We start from the raw sequence: 18,053 nt of genomic DNA on the forward strand, positions 1-18,053 counted from the left end.
TTTTTGGTGAAATCATTCGAGTCAGCAAGTAGCTTGCTGACTCTTTTATTATAGAAAAAAGTAAATCGATCGAATAAGCGTATCGTTTGCCTAAAAGACAGGGTGCTATTGTACACTTGATATAGGAAGTATGCAGTAGGTGAAAAAGAAGGGTGGAAAGTATATGTATAAAGATCTAACAAATAAGGTGGCAGTAGTAACTGGAGGATCAAAAGGGATCGGTAAAGCAATCTGTGAACGCTTTGGTAAAGAAAAAATGTGTGTGGTTGTCAACTATCATTCGGATGAAGAAGGGGCACAAGAAGCAGTAGCCGAGATCGAAAAAAATGGTGGCAAAGCAGTAGCTGTCGAAGCGGATGTCAGTACAGAAGAAGGGATGGATCGTCTGCTCAAAGCAGCAATCGAAACGTTCGGAAGTTTAGATATCTGGGTCAATAATGCTGGTATGGAAACGCAAAAACCAACCCATGAGCTGGAATTAGAAGATTGGGAGAAAGTGTTAAAGGTGAACCTAACAGGCGTATTTTTAGGGACAAAAACAGCGTTGAATTATTTTAAAACTCATCAGATCAAAGGTAATATTATCAATATGTCCTCCGTTCACGAACAAATCCCTTGGCCGACATTTGCTCATTACGCAGCATCAAAAGGCGGTGTCAAGCTGTTTACAGAAACAGTAGCCATGGAGTATGCACCAGAAAATATTCGAATCAACAGTATTGGACCAGGGGCGATCAAAACTCCGATTAATGCAGAAAAATTTGAAGATCCAAAAGAAAAAGAAATTCTAGAAAGCATGATACCAATGGAACGAGTGGGTAAACCCGAGGAAGTCGCCGCTGCTGCTGCTTGGCTCGCTTCTAATGAATCCAGTTATGTGACAGGAATTACTTTATTTGTAGATGGTGGCATGAAACTATATCCATCCTTTCAAGGTGGTAAGGGTTAAAGCTACTTACCATTATTATAGAAACAAGAAATAGGAAAAAAATAAATTTAGAATCTAAAAAAACAGTAAACGACATTCAAAGAGCTGACCTTCGGCAATAAGACAAAAATCCACAAAACAGGGGGAGCTGTTTCGAGATTTTTATCTTGTTTGCTCCAACGATTACTCGTCGTAGTTTTTACTTGGCGAGTAATCAGGTCAAACGCTCTTTTCGCAATCTCTTATGCACGGTGCTTATGCATCCAGTTCTTGAAATAAGCCTGAATTTTTTGAAACATGGGAAGCTGTTTCAAAAAATTCAGGCTTATTGTCATCAGAGCAGATCGTTTCTTTCACAGTCTCTCTTTCAAAATAAAAAACTAATTCTTTTTTAGTGAAATGGATGTTTGTTTTTGTAGTTGTTCATAGATCCATGACCCGAAATTAGTGACATAATTAAAGTTACCACCAATTAAGATATCATATTCATTTTCTTTGAAATGCGTGTATTGGATCAATCGATCATTTTTATTAGCATAAACCTCTGAATGATAGTTAAAAAGTTGCTCTTTAAAGGCATCCATTTCGTGAAAATCATCTGTTACAAGAGATAATTTTAATGTGACAGGGACATCAAGCGTCACTTGATAATCTTTTTGGATCATTAGATTTTCCTTGTCACCGTAAAGGAAATCAAACAAATTTTGTTCAGAAAACTTCCATTTTCCTCCAACTTTTGTTCCCTTTAATTTCCCTTCGTGCAGATAGTTTCGAATTGAACGAGTTGTCACACCAAGTTGGTCGGCTAATTCTTGTACTGAATAATAACCTTTCAATATATCCCTCCTAAAAATTAAACCACTTATTTAAACACCGTGGTATCGAATTAAAATAAAGTCCTTATGACCCAAAAGTTAGTTTCAGATTGATGAGGAATTAAATATACTTTATAGATTGTAATTATACTAAAATTCTTATGAAAAAAATAGATTTGTTCGTTAAATAATCGTTATGTTTAGAATAAAATAAACAGATAAAGCAGTGTTTTTCAAATTTAAACTTAAAAAATCGTTATTTAAAATAACTTAATGGAAATTTATGAACACTATGGAAATTTGAGGTGATGAAATAAAATAAAAACAAATTTACTTATAGATAGCAATGAATCCAATCAAATAAGTCAGAAGAACAAATCAACGTGTCTTAGAAATTTTAGCGTTATATAAAAGAAACGCATAAATTGTTTAATTTTTTTTATTTTATAACTAAGGTTTTAATAATTTTTCTCTCGAACCGTCATTGACAATATTTTCATTCAAAGTTTATACTATATTTAGGAAAAAAAATGAATATTATCGTGCTTTTTCCTAAAAGTTCAGAAAGGAGACTTGTTATGTTTACGAAACCTGTACTAAAAAAAATCTCTGGCAATGTTTTGTCCCCATGTTCTTGTGGGTTATTGATTGGTAACGGTTCTTAATCTAGTCTTCCGATGTCCATTTTTAATTGGAAAATAAAGTTGCCTACAAAACTCCCCTGTTAAAAAGGCGACTTTATTTTCCTATTTAATATAGTCAAAATGTTATTATTCGTTTGTGATGCTAATAAAAGAGGTGAGTGATCTATGAAAATCAAGGAAAATTTATACGCTTATCCTTTTCTTGATGAAGTGATTCTCCATAATGTTCTAAGAAGCAGCTGGCTAGTGATTTCTAAAGAAGAGTTAGAGTTGGTGAAGCTACGAAAGTATTCAGCGTTATCCGAGTCTACGCAAAAAAAACTAAAAATCTTTCAGCTTCTATTAGACGAGCCATTAAAAGTAAAAAAAAATGAAGTCACCATTCCTGAAACCGCTTATTTGGCGTTGACACATCAATGTAATTTAAAATGTGTGTATTGTTACGCAGAAGCAGATATGACCAAGAACTATCCAGATCAATTGTCTTTTATTGAATGGTTCCAACTATTAGAGCAATTAAAAGACTGTGGTGTAAAAAAAGTCATTTTTACTGGTGGAGAAATAGGACTGAATCATGATTCTTTAAAATATATCGATTATGCCTATCAACTAGGCTTATCGGTTGGTTTGATCACTAATGGAACCTTGATTGGAAAAAAAAGGAATGCACAATTCTTGGCAGATCGATGCGAATCAATGACCATCAGCTTGGATTCGATTGATAAAGAAGAAAATGACAAGAACCGTGGTAGAGGTTGTTATGAAATAGCAATGAGAGGTATCCGTAATCTTTTAGATATCGGTTTCCATAATATTTACGTTAATGCAACCGTTACCAACTATAACTTAAAATCAGTTGATCAAACGATTGAGTTTTTTAAAGAGAATGGAATCGCCTATAAATTAGGTGGATTTAGCGAATTAGGAAGAGGTAGTATGGCAGATATTTCATTATCTTTTGAAGAAAGAAAAAAAATCGAGTGCAAAGAAAAAAGTCCTCAACGATCTGCATTTTTAAAGCCATTTACAATTAAAGAATCTTGTGGTTTGGGTTTGGGAGAGTTCGTTATCAATCCAGTTGGGGATATTTTTGCATGTAAATTATTGGAGACAGATGACTATAAATTAGGTAATATCAGAAAAAACAAATTAGCTGATATTTATAACCATAAAGAGATAGAATTGCTTGAATCTCAAAATATCCATCATTTATCTGGTTGTCAAACTTGTTCTTTTCGCTATTTATGCGGTGGTGGTTGTCGTGCGCAACATTATTATCATACCAATGATATTCATGGAGTGGATCGCTCTGAATGTCAATTATTGCAAGAGTTAATAAAAAATCAAATGTATCGTATCTGGAAACAGACAGAAATGACCTGAAGGAGCGTGATTAGGTGAGACTGAACGGCGAATTGGCCTATGAGAAATTAGGGAATGACCTCTATCTTTCCATGAATGATGAAATCTATCTTTTAGATAATGAAGTATCGATCTATATATTTGAATTATTAAAAACAAATATAGCACTTAGTCATGTAAAAGAAAAAGTATTAATACGATTTGCTGATTCTGGTGACTATTCTAATGAAGAAAAAGAAAAATATATCACAGAGTTTATCTCAGATCTGATCAACAATCAAATTCTCTTACAAGATTAGGTCAATCAATGAAAACTAGCAAAAGAACAATGCGTTTATCAAAAGATAATCAACATTGTTCTTTTTTGCTTCTTTCTTCTGGCTTCACTCAAATTATCAAATGAAGCGTCATATTTCGGTAAAACTTCTCTTTGTCCGTTACAAGACTCAATTAGATAGAGAAGGGTCTAACTCAGTTCTTTGTTTAAAAATTAAACAATACAGTACGCCTATGATAAAGCCACTGATTGCTGGCAGGATAAAACCAACACCACTGGAAGCAAATGGAATCGTATGAACATACCAATTGGTTAAATTTGTTGTCAAATGATTTTGAATAGGTAATGCTTTGATACCATCAAATAAAGCAGGTATGGCTGTAAAGATTGTCGTCAATTGATAAACGATTCTGCGATTTTGGAAAAAGGCAGAGCAAAGTGCTGGGATGATCATTGCCATGGAAAGAGGATAAAGAATCATTAAAAATGGCATGGTCCAAGCAATAATGGTGTCAAGTCCAAAGTTTGCGGTAATAAAAGAAAGTAATGTAGTGATTCGAAGCCATCCTTTATAGCCGATCTTAGGGAAGCGAACAGAGAAATCTTGGGCAAATGAGGCAATCAATCCCATCGCAGAAGTGAAAACTGCTAATAGCGTCATCAAGGCCATAAAAATCAATCCCACTTTACCAAAATAGGATTGAACGATTTGAGTTAATGCAATCCCTCCGTTTTCGGAGATACCAAAGCGATTTAAAGACATCGTACCTAATGCAATAATCCCCAAATAGATACCACCACATAAAACCATCGTTAATAGACCAGATTTTACAGTATTTTTAGCAATCTGGTCTTCATCATGATTCCCCATTCCTTGAAGCGCACGAATGATCGTAATTCCAAAAGCTAATGAGGCTAATGCGTCCATTGTATTATATCCTTCGATAAAGCCGTTGGTAGTTGCTGCTTGTTGGTAATCCAGTACAGGCTTGGCATCCAATGGACCTAAGGGAAGAATCAAAGCGACGATAAACACAGCGAATAGTAAAATTAAGAATAATGGGTTTAAATATTTTCCAATGATTTTTAATAAATTTGATTCACGAGTTGATAAATAATAGGCTAAGCCAAAGAAAATAACCGAAAAGATAAATAAGCCAATCGTTGTATACTTTTCTGGTAAAATCATTCCTAAACTAAATTGATATCCTAATGCAGCAGTTCTGGGAGTGGCGAATAAAGGTCCTAAGGCCATATGGTTCATAATAAGAAATAAGGTACCATACCACGCAGCCACTGGTTTAGCAAAATCGTACAACCCGCTTGAGCGTGTTTTACTTAAGGCAATCAGTGCAGCTAAAGGTAATAAAGTAGAGGAGATCAAAAAACCAATCCCAGCAGATAACCAATGACTACCTGCAAGTTGACCTAAATGAGCAGGGAAAATAAGGTTACCTGCTCCAAAAAGCATTCCGAAAATGAGTGAAGCTAATAAAAATAATTTCTTTGTTGATAATTTTTCCATCATAAATAACTCCTTAATCGTTTAGTTAACATAAATGAAATGAAGCTAAACGTCTGACTCGTCTTTGTCTAAAAATTTGCATAAATCTTTTCCTTTCTTTGGTGAAAAACACAAAAAGCCCGTTGGAATAATTATTCCAACGGGCAATTGACATTGCGGTACCACCGTTTTTTTTTGTTTATGAATAAACAATCTCTTAGCGACTCACTAATAGTGAAGCGCATTATCCGATAACGGGGATCGCCGGCACAAACTTCTAACGTCACTTGTGCATCTCCAGAGTTACTTTCACAAATAATAGACCTACGATTTTCCACCAACCAATCGCTCTCTAAAATGCTTATTATTTGTTACTCTCTCTATCAATGATTTTTGTTCATTATAGAAGCAATGATGGACAGTGTCAAGACAAAAAAAGTAAAAAATTGAATTTTCTGTCAATAGATTTGGGTGAAACGTTCACCATTGATTTTTTTCTTTCTTCTTAATTACGGTCAATTTTTATTGCTGTAAGAGTCTTCGTTAAGGACAGAAGCGTAGTTAAGTGTCTACATAATAAATAGTGAAACGAATGCCTAATGGCTTGAAAAATGTGGTGGAATATTCTTTGAGATTGTTAGAAACAGCCAACTATTGTTAGCAAAGTATTTATTTGACTGTCTCTACAACAATTTTGAAATTTGATCTATCACACCGATTTGTTATCAGTCAGTCGTTCGATTCATCTTTTAAGGCAAAAAAAGCAAAAATTGTAAGGTTAAACGGTTTCAAACGCCTTTTTTTAGAATGAATATAAGTAAAATAGGATTTACCCAATTGAGCGAAGATTAAAAAAAGGAGGTTTTGTTACATTTGCTGTAAAGAGAAAGGTGAGGGTAAGTGGATGAGAAAGATGACGATTGTTTTCTTTTTGTTCCTTATTTTTTTGACCATTGAGGCATATACGCGAACAATGATTGTCTACGCTGAATCTGTACAAAGCACAGCGGGGATCCGCTTTGTACCAAATCCTTCAAATGCATCATCAAAAGATCTGGCAAAAGAGAAAGACGGGCAGACAAAAAGAATGATGCAAAGAAAGCTCCCAAAAACAATTGATCAGCAGAGTAGTTCTTTGATGATCTGTGGTGGACTCATTGTAACAGCAGCAGGAGGTTTCCTCTTACTGAGAAAAGGAAAGAAGGAAAAAAATGAAAAAAGTAGTTTTAACAATCGCACTATTTAGCACATTCGTTATTAGTGCGAAAGCAACAACCGTTTATGCAGAAATAGCCGATGATACTCATGGCACAAGTATCGCTAAAGTTGGGTTAGAGAAACAAGATGAAACGGATGAACCAACGGATCCAATTGATCCACCAGATGTACCAGGTACGTATATTCCAACAGGAAACACCGGTGCTTTACGTATTGACTATATCTCAAATATTGACTTCGGTACACAAAAAATCGCTAGTGAAACAAAAAACTATACAGCTGGGAATTCAGATGAATTTGTTGAAACACAAATATCTGATCTACGAGGAAATGGTGCAGGTTGGAACTTACAAGTTAGCTATGATAGTGAAAAAGCAGGATTTTATACTGAAAATGGTATTGCGTTAGCTGGGGCTGAACTAAGCTTGCCAGCAGGGACAGCAAAAACGGTGACAGAGAATCAATCTCCGGCAGCTGAAACGGCAACGGTAACAGTAAATAAAGATGCGCAAAATATTATGTTTGCTGCCGCAACAACCGGTCTAGGGACTTGGGAAGATCAGATGTCAGCAGAAGCTGTTTCATTAAAAGTACCTTCTGGTAACTTGGCAGGAACTTATTCTGCCACACTTGTTTGGACATTAACAGACGCACCAGCTTAATCTAAAGGAGAAGAAACATGAAAAAAAATATTCTAGCAACTACATTATTAAGTGTGTTAGCCATTAATACCATGAGTATGACCATCTATGCAGAAGAAATGAGTGATTCAGCAACTTCAACAGCAAAGATCACATTCGAAGGGAATGATACCCATTCCAATAAACCAGTGAATCCAGATAATCCAGATGATCCAATCGACAAACCAGACGAAGTAGATCCAGATGACCCTAACAATCATGGAACTGGCGATCAAGGACCACTTTCAATTGACTATGTGTCCAATATCAGTTTTGGTACACAAGAAATTTCACAAAATAAAAAAGTCTATGTCGCAGCAAATGCAAAACCATTTGTTCAAATTACAGATAAACGAGGAGTAGCTGGTGGCTGGTCACTAACTGCGACTGCTTCAAAATTTTCAGCAGCTGACAGCACTGAATTAAAAGGAGCAATCCTATCATTTGCGAATGGAGATACTCGAACAACTTCTGATAACATCAGCGGCAAACCTGATGCTTTTGATTTCACTTTTAACAATCATGAAGCTCAACCAGTTATGACGGCAAAAAGTCTGAATGGTCAGGGCACTTGGTTAGATGTATTTGAAGGAGAAGAAGGAAACAATACAAATGTTCAATTGACTGTTCCTGCTGGTTCTGCTCAAGCAAAAGAGTATACCGCAACGATTACTTGGACCCTTACTGCAGGTCCAACTGATGCACAATGATGCATAAACGTCATCATCGTTTTATTTGTTTAGTCACAGGCATCATCGGAGTTTGGGGAATCCTTGATGTCAATTCGCTTACCTCATATGCAGATTCAGCTGAATCTGCATATAGTGTAAGTGCAAATATACCTGAAGAACAAACAAATAAAGATGTATCTTATTTTGATTTAACTGAAGCACCAAATGAAACGCGCGACCTATCCATTCATTTATCCAATGTCGGAGAAAAAGAAAGTGTCTTTGAAATAGAGATCAACAATGCAGCGACCAACACAAACGGTGTGATCGATTATAATCAACGAACAGTTAAAAAGGATACCTCTGCCAAATACCAAGTCAGTAATTGCTTAACCACTGATGCAAAGGAAGTAACAATTCCAGCTGGAGAAGCAAAAGACGTTCATTTTCAATTGAAAATGCCAAAAGAATCATTTGACGGGATTCTTTTAGGAGGTATCCATGTAACGAAAAAAGAGAACCAAAGTGAAAAAGTTTCTGGAACAGCGATTCGAAATAAGTATGCTTATGTTATTGGGGTTGAGCTTAGGAACAACAGTAAACCTGTCTCACCAGATTTGAAATTGATTTCTGCAAGAACTGGGTTACAAAATTCGTATGCAACGATTTTTGCACATTTACAAAATCCTACATCAACAATCATCAGCCAAGTTCATACGGAAGCGACGATCACTAAAAAAGGTTCATCAAAAGTGTTGTATACAGCAAACAAAGATCATATGTCGATCGCACCCAATACGAACTTTGACTTTCCGATCAGTGTCAACAAGAAGAAAATCGATCCGGGAACTTATACGTTAACAGTGGATGCGACAACAGAAAATAATCAAAAGAAATGGCATTTAGCAAAAACATTTACGATCAAACCAGACAATGCCAAAAAAATCAATGATGAAGCAATTACAGAAGAAAAAGCAGAAGTGTCTTATTTGCCGATGATCATTGGTATAGGTAGTTTGCTATTAGGGATCATTGCATTCTTAAGTTATAAATTGTTCCAGCAAAAAGGTAGGTGAGAAAAGAAATGAAAAAGCAAAGAGTGAATAAAAAATTATTATTTCTAGTCGCCTATTTTGCTTTGTTCAGTCTCTTTCAGCTAGCCTTCTCTACTAAGTCAGTTGTTGCGGATTCATGGCCTGATGGACAATCAGAAGCTGACATCTATGGTGGACATATCCATGCTAAAATCACCTATGTAAAAGATGGGAATCCAAATTATACAGCGATTGGGGATACGATAACAGTTACAACAGTTTTAGAAAAAAAAGATGATACAAACCTTGAAGAAGAGTATAAGCAATCAACGTTAGTGACGGTTTTTCCTGATAAAGAGCAAGGGTTGGAATTATTAGGAGAACCCGAACTTGTTTATAAACATGGTGGTGTAACAGGTAACGGAAATTTGATGGCTCCATCTAAGGAAGTTGCCTATGACATCATAACGGCTTATAACTTTTATGGACATACAGAATTTGGAGATTCCAAGTCCTATGATGGGCGGATTACAGAAATATTGCCGCTCGCTTCAGACGGTATCTCTGATGGTCCTTATAGTGACAATTACTCGGTTTATCGATTATTGGAAAAAACGGGTGATTCAATGACGATCACCTATCGTGCCAAAGTCACAGAAAAAGCAGTCACTAAGGATAAATTTGTCTTGCGTGCATCTGTTTGGGATAGTATGAAAAAAGATATTGGATTTACTCATTTTTTATCTGCTGAAATGCCAAGCTTTCAATCAGAAAAGTTAGCCTTATCTTTTGATGATACGAGCAAAAATCTAGAATTAGATTCCGAGCAGATCACGCTAACAGGTAAATGGAGTGGTCCTTTGGACGATCTCACAGCTTACTTAACAATCAATGGGATGATAATGAACACTGATGAACTATTGTCTTGCTTCAAGAGTGATGGCACATTTCGTGTACCTGTTGACCTGAGTCAGCTACCATCAGTTTCAGAAGTGAATAATGTGACTTTGATGATTCAAAAAAGTAATGGTGAGTCAGCACAAGATTCAACGGTCTTAAGAATGACCAAACCTGCTTCACCTCCTACGATTGAACTGGCAAATAATCTTGCTAATCAAACGCTCGTTCTTTACCCGGGGGATCAAGGGTTTACCTTGAGTGGCAAGTGGAAAGCCGATAGTGGTTCGTGGATCAATATTTACTATAAGTTAAATGGTGTTGAAAAAAAGCTGAATGATTCAGATTCGATTGCGAATACACAACCTGGAAATATGGTTGATTTTTCAAAGAATTTCACACTTGCAGACTTAGCAGCAGGAGAAAATCAATTTGAAGTTTATGTTAAAAATGAAAAACAACAACAATCAAATATTGAAACATTTAAGGTGATCAAAGAAGCGGGGGTTGTGAGATTTGTAAACGTACCAGATCTTCTGACTTTCATGTCAATCCCCGTTGCTAGTCATACGATTCAAACAAATTTGACACAGGCAGCCAATCTTTTAGTAGAAGATACAACTGGAAAACCGATTAATTGGAAACTTAATGTGTCACAAACTGAAGAGTTTAAAGATGGTAAACAAGTATTACCAGCCACTCTTTTTTATCAAAATGGTGATACGGCACAAGTCATCGAAAAAGAACATCCGATCACACTTCCTATGACTGAAGTAACAACTAATAATAATGTCCGGAATTACAGCATTCTACAAAATTCAGAAAACTATTTTTATCTAAATGTTCAACCCGGTGGATATGCTGGGGAATATTCATCACAGGTGGAATGGACAATTGTCAATGCCCCTTAGTTACTTTTATTGATAAAATATAGTGGAGCTGGTTAACAGGGATATTCAAATGATTGAAATCCAGATTTTTAATATTGAAATTAGCGAAATAAGCCAAAGATAGCCAAAATTACTTTTTGTATTTAAGCTATCTTTGGCTTATTTTTTTGTATTGTTTTATTAAGGATGGTGCAAATGCTGATCAAAGAAGACTGTTCATTGATTGAAATAGTTTGGATAGTTCTATGCTACTAAAAAAAGATGAATAAATGAAACTTGGATTTCCATCTAATCGAGAAGGTTAAGGTAACGTGAGGTTCAGTTTTACAGTTAAGCTCTAAGGTGGTTAAATAAAAATTAAATTTTTCAAATATTCTAAATATGCTTGCGATTTTTCTAGTATTTTTTATTATTCATGTTATCTTATAACAGTAATGTTATTGGTTGTCAAAAGGGGAGGCACCAATTAATGAAAAAGTGGTATGTTTGAAAATGATAAACTGGTTTGCTTAGGGGGATGGGTTAATGGAAGTGATTATTTATATTATAGTGGTTCATCTTAATTTTGCACTGATAGGTCTCATTTTATTTGCAAAAAAAAGGATTTTTATGGATTGCTTCATTCGTTTGGGATTAACGCTACTTAATATATGGCTGATTGAATGGACGCCAGTATTTTTGGTTTTACTTTATTTTTATAATGGAAAATATATTTTTCAGGAAACAAGAAATCTATTTATTGTTTTTTTATTAAATACTTTTTGTGTAAATTTTATCGGTATTTCTGTTTTTTTGACAATTGAAGTGCCACGATTTTTAGAAAATTATGACTTGTTAGCGAATGCGATCCTAGAAATTTTGCTTTTAGTGGCAATCCTAATTGTAATGAAAGAATTAGATAAAAAGTTTCGAATTAGTAATTATCTATACGCATATAAAAAAAATCGTCTGTTTTCGACATTTTTGATTATATGTATGTTCATGTCACTTTTGTGGTATCATTTGCTTTTTTCGATGGATTCATTGGATTTCCTTTTAACCTCTTTTATTTTAGTTGCTAGTAATTCCTTTTATGGACTACTTATGCTTTTGATTTTATTGAATGAAAAAAAGGAAGAATACTATCAGATCTATTTGGAAAGCATGAAAAAAAATGAAGAATATTATCAAAAGCTAGAAGAATTTCGTCATGATTATAAAAATTATGTTAGTGTGATGGAAGATCTTGTACAGAATAAACAAATTCATAACGAAATAGAGGCCATCGTAGGGGAAGAAAAAGAGTTTTTTGAAACGCAACTCAACGATGCTTTACACATGAAGTTACAAAAAATTTATGATCCACTGTTGCAAGGAGTTTTTGTCAAATTTGTTAAGCGGGCAGAAGAGCTTGGGATACCTTATAAAATCCAAGTCAATCATATCATACCCAAGCTTTCAATGAATTCCTATGATATGATTCGCTTATTTACAAATATTATCGAAAATGCTTTTGTTCATTATGATCAAACGATGGCGAAAGAAAAAAAAGAAATCACGATCATCGTTGAGCATTTGTGGGATTGTTTTTATTTTGAATTTAGTAATCCCAGCAAAAACACTGGAAAAAATCTAACTGAATTGTTTCAAAAAGGAACAACCAGTCAGAAAAGTAGTAAGGGAATTGGGTTATACAGTGTCAAAAAAATCGTAGAAGAGAATGAGAATCTTGCATTGAATTTAAAGTATGACAAACAAGAGCAACGTTTTTACTGTATCTTAACTTTGAAAAAGGAAACAGTCCATTAACAAAAAGCCACTTGCCTATTTACTGAATAGGCAAGTGGCTTTTTGTTGTACGTATAGGACTACTGAACCAAATGATTTTCATTTTTCAGATGTTCCATAAAATCAACTAATTTTTTTATACTTCTTCGGCTAAGGATCAAGGCATCATCGTTTTTAAACACAATTTCATTGTTCTTTTTATCTACTAATTTGATATTAGCTGGATTGATGGAGTAACTCTTCAAATCATTGAAAAAATGAAAGTTTTGAAACGTTTGTTTTAGTTCTTCAATTTTTCCATGAATCAAAAAAAATTCTGTTTGACAGAAAAATTCAATGGTCGAACGAGAACCTGTGATCTTACTTAAGTAATTGACTTCTTTAGGGTCGATTAAATAGATTTTAGAAAGTGATTCGATTTTAATGAGTTTACTTTGTCCTTGTGGCAAATTCGAATGGTTGAACAATAATTCTTCCAAGCCATTTACAGCTTCCGTGATGTCTTTTTTACTATAATATTTATCTGCTCGAATATTTTGATTGATAATCTCCATTCCTTTAGTTGTGTCATTCGTCAAGAACAGGATGTAACAAGAATGATTTCTTTGACGAATTTTTTTGCTAAAATCAATCCCAGAATGAAAACGGTTCAATTCGATATCAACAATAAAAATATCTGAGTCTTGGATAGGCATAAAATCAAGGTCAGCATAGAATTTTTCTAATTGAGAAGGCAAGGGGATGGTTAACGAAATTGCTGCTAAATTAGCACTACGATTATATTGTTTACGAAATTCTTCTTGATGGAATACATTATCTTCAATATAGTACACTTTCACACACATCACCTCCAACTTTCAATCGTTCTTAGTATAGCAAGAATCAATGTGTGGATAAAGAGAATAAAAGAATAAATTATTAGACTTTTTTTATTTAATATTTAAATAATTGAAAGGAAATATGGATGTTGAAGTAAAATTTGAGCGAAAGAGTCAGAGAGAAAACGGTTATTTTAGAAGTCTAAAAATCATCTGGAAATAGTCTACAGACAAAAGCTGGGATACCTTTTTTAAAAGTTGAACCAATGCGTACGGTTTTGTTCGTAAAAAGAAAGAACATCCTATATTAGTTGGTCATATGAAGAAAAGCAAGAATGAGAAAAGAGAAAAATTAATTGAAATAGCCGTTACAAGAAAACGCTTTTATGTTAAGGTAGATACGTAAAATAGTACATTGGTTAGGGAGGGGATTCAATTGACAAGGGAAGAAAAAATATATGATGTAGCATCACAGATCATTTATGTAGTCGTGAACAATCTTTTTTTTATTGTTGTAAATTTACCGCTGTTTAGTTACCTTTATTTGATGATTTATCAAGGAGTTACTTTATATCTAATCTTAATGGGTCTCTTTATGATTCTGTTTGCTATTTCATTGATCGCACTATTTGAATCGCTGTATCAGTTTATTATTAAGAAACAGGAAAGCAATCTCCGATTTTTTTGGCGGAGCATCGCTAAGGCATGTTCTTGGGATAGTTTACCTGTCTATTTGCTCATCAGTCTGATTGCTTCAATAGGATTTCTCTTTTTTATGGTTGAACTTTCTCCAATTTTTTCTATATTTGTCATTATTTATGCTATTTTAGCGGTCTACGGGATGTTGATCCTTCCTTTTGCTATCATGGAAACGATCCTTTTCCAAAACACCTTTTTAAAAACGTTGTTGAATGCGATGATTTTATCTTTTCAAAAATGGCAATTACAGCTTTTTACGATTGCCTATCTGTTATTTGTTCTTTTATTGTTTCCACGCTCGCCAGCTATCTTCTTTTTTGTCGGTTTTAGTGGCTACTGCTACTTGTTTTTAACTTTTTATGCACCATTTTTACAAACTCGGATAGCGAGTATTAAGGGATTGGATCAGAGAAATGACTAAAAGCATAACGAGGATTAAACATAACCTTTTGAAACACGCTTTTTATCGTTACATGTTGTGGATGAGCGTTAGTTTATTAGTGTTATTCTTTATTATTTATCTCATCACAGTTTCTTTCCATCAAAAAAGAGATGAAAATCTAAAGGAAATCAACTTAAATTTTTATACAGAAATTATGATGATGAAAAATGCAACAGATAATATGCTGGCGCTTTTGTATGCGGAACAACCTGACTTGGAAGATTTGAGACAAATTACTAATTTATCACTCGCAGAATACTACGAATACAAAACGACTACTTACATGAAACATGCCGGTTCAAAGTATAATGGAACCCAAAATTTTGTTAATCAGTCCTTTAAAATGAATGATTATTTGTCAACTGTAGTTATTTATCATGCGCAGACGAAACGTAGCGTAGTCTTTCAAAAAGATCAGACAACCACGATGAAAAAAGTGGATGAATTTCATCTAGCAGACCCAAACGATATCGAAAAGACAAAAAAGCAAATTTTTAAGATAAATAAGAATAGAAATCTGATTGGATTTCACAAAGAATTACATAAAGAAACAGATTTAAGTTACGCAGCAGATGTCTATTTTTATTATGATATTTCTCCATTATTTGAAAAGATTCATTATCAAGTGTTAAGAAACAACGGCAATATTCAAGTTTTCTACAAAAACAACCCTATTCCACCGGAGATAAAACCAAAATATGTTCTAGACCAACGTCAAGCAGAACATTACGTGGTTACAGCCACGACAAAGTATGCCAATGTTTTTACAGAATATTCTTTGATCTATACTGTCTACTCTTTTTTTGCCATCCTTGTGTTTTTAGGTTTTTTCCCATTTCTATTTCAGTATTTGCAAAAAATAGAGGGAAGACTCTCTCAACTAACTCAAAAAATTACCAAAGTAAAAACAGGGAATTTTGACCCTGAAAAGTTCGCTCAATCAGACGACTATAAAAGTGATGATGCGATTTCTTTGATCTCTTCTAGTATTGATGAATTAGCGTATCAGTTAAATGACCAGATTCATCAAGTTTATAAAAGTAAGATTAAACAAAAGGATTATCAGATCCAAAGTATTCGGTCCCAGATCAATCCACACTTTCTTTACAATACGTTAGAAGCAATTCGAATGAAAGCAGAACTAAATGAAGATCACGCAGTGGCAGGAATGCTCTTAAATGCTGCAACATTATACCGTAAATTGATCAAGGGGAAAGATGTCATTTGTTTAGCGGAAGAATTGGAATATTGTGATGCTTATCTTAGTCTTTTTGAAATACGTTTTGAAGATGCACTATTTTATGATATCGTTTGTGATCCAAGTCTTGAATCTTTGCTGATTGAGAAATTTACGATCCAACCAATCATCGAAAATTTTATTCATCACGGGATTGATTCGCAACGCCAAGATAACTTCATCGAGATCCATTGTTTTGAAAAGGATGATCGGTTATACATTGAAGTAGTAAATAACGGAAAGCCAATTCCAAAAGTTGAAAAACAAAGAATCCAAAAACAACTTGCTCAAAACAGCCATGATCTGGAGATGACTGCCCCTACTGGCTTATTTGGGGTAGATTATCGAATCAAACAACGCTTTGGTCATCAGTATGGCGTAACATTTACTACGCAAGAAGATTATGTGAAATTTCAAATCACCATGCCTAAAAAAAGAGGAGGGGAGATCGTGTGAATGTTTTACTAGTTGATGATGAACCGTTAATCACAGAAGGAATTGAGAAACTGCTAAAAAAAACAACCGGTAACACAAAAAATTTCACGACATTTAAAACAACTTCCGGTATTGAAGCATTGAAAATCCTAAATGAGGTAGCTATTGATATCTTATTAACAGATATCAGAATGCCTGATATTGATGGATTGGCACTTGCTAAAAAGGCACGTTGTGTACAAAAACAAATAAAAATCATCTTTATCAGTAGTTATGATGATTTTAGTTATCTGAAACAAGCCATTCTCATTGGAAGTAGTGATTATCTTTTAAAACCAGTCGATCCTAATGAGTTAGCCACTACTTTTGGGAAGTTGACAAGAGAAATAAAAGAAGAAAAACTCTTTCAGCATTTGAAGAACAATCAACAGATTGATGTGTTTCGTGTCAATTTGTTGCGGAAATTGCTGCATCAAGAAATTTCGTCAACGGAATTAGCAAAATGGCAGGACATCCTTGAACCAATCACGGATTGGCAAAATTATACCATCACTTACCTAGAAGGTGCTTTTTATAATGATAAACTTTTTGAACGTGTTTCTGAGCAGTTATCGGTATTATTCGTCCAACCTTATAGCCTTTTATTGGAACCGAATAAACTTCTTTTGTTTTTTTCTCCTAAAGAAGAACAACATTATCGGTTAAGTATTCAATATTTATGTGAGACATTTGATTTATTTGCGGTCATCGGTAGTGGCTGCCATTCATTAGTTGAGATCACACATTCTTATCGAAGTATTGAACCATTTATGGAAAGTAAAAATATCTTGGAAAACCCATTAGTCATTGATCTATTTCCTAAAACTACATTGATCAACGAATACCAACTAACGCAGAAAATTTATTTTAAAAGTTTAGCTTATCTTGAAAACCAATCGATTGAAGCATTCCAACAATTAGCTATTGCCAATATTGATCAATGGAAAGACCATCCGATTCAGTCGTTAGTATGTCATTACTTGCTGATCGCACTTCACAAAGGGATTGCTACTCTGGAAAAACAAGAACAAGCTTATCAAGAGTTACAACCATTGATCTACGCATTAAAGACAGCAGACAAATCAGTTTTTAAGAAAAAGATAGGTACGATCTGTTCAAAACTGACTGAAATAAGTTGTACCACAAAAAGTCATTCTCCAGTGATTGACCAAATCTTATATCTAGTCAATCAGGATTTCACGAAACGCTACTCTTTAAAATCATTAGCTGAGCGATTTCATATGAATCCAGCCTATCTTGGACAGCTTTTTTTAAAAGAATTGAATATGAGTTTTAGTGAATATGATAAAAAAATTCGTATGAGAGAAGCCAATCAGCGAATCAAAGAGAGTACGGAAAGAATTACTGTGATCGCAAAAGCCTTAGGATATGATGATATCAGTTTATTTTATCGTCATTATAAAAAAGAATACGGAATAACCCCCAATAAAGCACGCAAGTTCGAAAACGAAAGAGAGCCGTTGAACCTAAAATGAAAAATCATTCTTTTATCATTTTTTATGACTAAGAAAGGCGTAGCAAAACCAATAATGAAATCATGAATCATTTTTCGAGAAGAGTGATATTCCAGACTCTTCTTTTTTGTGTCTTTATTACATACAAAAAATATTGTCTATAATTTTGCCAATAAATCTATAAAATCGCAAATTGAGAAAGCGCTTTATTTACTTTATGA

At 34.2% G+C, this 18,053-nt stretch carries 15 protein-coding genes and 1 other annotated feature; of the genes, 12 read left to right on the forward strand and 3 right to left on the reverse strand.

Features of this window, described 5'->3' with window-relative positions; genetic code table 11:
• Positions 1-163: 163 nt before the first annotated feature.
• Positions 164-949, forward strand: coding sequence for a glucose-1-dehydrogenase (locus tag AB3I12_RS00085; RefSeq protein WP_034698325.1), 786 nt, complete (start codon positions 164-166; stop codon positions 947-949).
• 359 nt (positions 950-1,308) lie between these two features.
• Here AB3I12_RS00085 and AB3I12_RS00090 read toward each other — a convergent pair whose 3' ends face one another.
• A complete protein-coding gene (locus AB3I12_RS00090) occupies positions 1,309-1,764 on the reverse strand; it encodes a helix-turn-helix domain-containing protein (RefSeq protein WP_010718891.1) in 456 nt (151 codons plus the stop codon).
• A gap of 788 nt (positions 1,765-2,552) precedes the next feature.
• Between AB3I12_RS00090 and AB3I12_RS00095 the strand changes: the two genes are divergently transcribed.
• Positions 2,553-3,770 (forward strand): radical SAM protein, encoded by a 1,218-nt coding sequence (locus tag AB3I12_RS00095; RefSeq protein WP_196763496.1) that lies wholly within the window; start codon positions 2,553-2,555, stop codon positions 3,768-3,770.
• A gap of 14 nt (positions 3,771-3,784) precedes the next feature.
• Entirely contained in the window at positions 3,785-4,048 is a 264-nt protein-coding gene (locus AB3I12_RS00100; RefSeq protein ID WP_010718894.1) for a hypothetical protein, read from the forward strand.
• A gap of 147 nt (positions 4,049-4,195) precedes the next feature.
• Here AB3I12_RS00100 and brnQ read toward each other — a convergent pair whose 3' ends face one another.
• The gene (brnQ, locus tag AB3I12_RS00105) at positions 4,196-5,554 is read right to left on the reverse strand and encodes a branched-chain amino acid transport system II carrier protein (protein ID WP_063627245.1); all 1,359 of its coding nucleotides are present in this window, start codon (positions 5,552-5,554) and stop codon (positions 4,196-4,198) included.
• 133 nt (positions 5,555-5,687) lie between these two features.
• Positions 5,688-5,926 (reverse strand) — a binding site (T-box leader).
• Between the two features lie 508 nt (positions 5,927-6,434).
• Between brnQ and AB3I12_RS00110 the strand changes: the two genes are divergently transcribed.
• From AB3I12_RS00110 to AB3I12_RS00135, 6 genes are all read left to right on the forward strand, one after another.
• Entirely contained in the window at positions 6,435-6,776 is a 342-nt protein-coding gene (locus AB3I12_RS00110) for an LPXTG cell wall anchor domain-containing protein (protein ID WP_063627244.1), read from the forward strand.
• A complete protein-coding gene (locus AB3I12_RS00115; protein ID WP_063627243.1) occupies positions 6,742-7,410 on the forward strand; it encodes a WxL domain-containing protein in 669 nt (222 codons plus the stop codon). The genes AB3I12_RS00110 and AB3I12_RS00115 overlap by 35 nt, the downstream gene beginning before the upstream one ends.
• 17 nt (positions 7,411-7,427) lie before the next feature.
• Positions 7,428-8,138 (forward strand): WxL domain-containing protein, encoded by a 711-nt coding sequence (locus AB3I12_RS00120; RefSeq protein ID WP_010737764.1) that lies wholly within the window; start codon positions 7,428-7,430, stop codon positions 8,136-8,138.
• On the forward strand, positions 8,135-9,175 hold the full coding sequence (locus AB3I12_RS00125) for a DUF916 and DUF3324 domain-containing protein (protein ID WP_368015405.1): 1,041 nt from the start codon (positions 8,135-8,137) through the stop codon (positions 9,173-9,175). The genes AB3I12_RS00120 and AB3I12_RS00125 overlap by 4 nt, the downstream gene beginning before the upstream one ends.
• Positions 9,176-9,183: 8 nt before the next feature.
• Positions 9,184-10,941: a hypothetical protein gene (locus AB3I12_RS00130; RefSeq protein ID WP_063627241.1), complete on the forward strand. Its 1,758-nt coding sequence runs from the start codon at positions 9,184-9,186 to the stop codon at positions 10,939-10,941.
• A 504-nt stretch (positions 10,942-11,445) separates the two neighbouring features.
• Positions 11,446-12,708 carry a sensor histidine kinase gene (locus tag AB3I12_RS00135; RefSeq protein WP_063627240.1) on the forward strand — a complete coding sequence of 421 codons (1,263 nt, stop codon included), beginning with the start codon at positions 11,446-11,448 and terminating at the stop codon, positions 12,706-12,708.
• Between the two features lie 59 nt (positions 12,709-12,767).
• On the opposite strand, the gene AB3I12_RS00140 is transcribed toward AB3I12_RS00135, so the two are convergent.
• The gene (locus tag AB3I12_RS00140) at positions 12,768-13,532 is read right to left on the reverse strand and encodes a LytTR family transcriptional regulator DNA-binding domain-containing protein (RefSeq protein ID WP_202606086.1); all 765 of its coding nucleotides are present in this window, start codon (positions 13,530-13,532) and stop codon (positions 12,768-12,770) included.
• A 409-nt stretch (positions 13,533-13,941) separates the two neighbouring features.
• Here AB3I12_RS00140 and AB3I12_RS00145 point away from each other — a divergent pair, with 409 nt between their 5' ends.
• Genes AB3I12_RS00145 through AB3I12_RS00155 form a run of 3 tightly spaced genes read left to right on the forward strand, consistent with a single transcriptional unit; the run spans position 13,942 to position 17,853 of the window.
• Positions 13,942-14,625 carry a hypothetical protein gene (locus AB3I12_RS00145; RefSeq protein ID WP_063627239.1) on the forward strand — a complete coding sequence of 228 codons (684 nt, stop codon included), beginning with the start codon at positions 13,942-13,944 and terminating at the stop codon, positions 14,623-14,625.
• Positions 14,618-16,339, forward strand: a complete 1,722-nt coding sequence (locus AB3I12_RS00150; RefSeq protein ID WP_063627238.1) for a sensor histidine kinase — start codon at positions 14,618-14,620, stop codon at positions 16,337-16,339. Before AB3I12_RS00145 ends, AB3I12_RS00150 begins: the two co-directional genes overlap by 8 nt.
• Positions 16,336-17,853 carry a response regulator gene (locus tag AB3I12_RS00155; RefSeq protein ID WP_063627237.1) on the forward strand — a complete coding sequence of 506 codons (1,518 nt, stop codon included), beginning with the start codon at positions 16,336-16,338 and terminating at the stop codon, positions 17,851-17,853. Before AB3I12_RS00150 ends, AB3I12_RS00155 begins: the two co-directional genes overlap by 4 nt.
• Positions 17,854-18,053: the final 200 nt, after the last annotated feature.

It is taken from the genome of Enterococcus sp. C65 (assembly GCF_040887165.1).
GTDB classification, from domain to species: domain Bacteria; phylum Bacillota; class Bacilli; order Lactobacillales; family Enterococcaceae; genus Enterococcus_B; species Enterococcus_B hirae.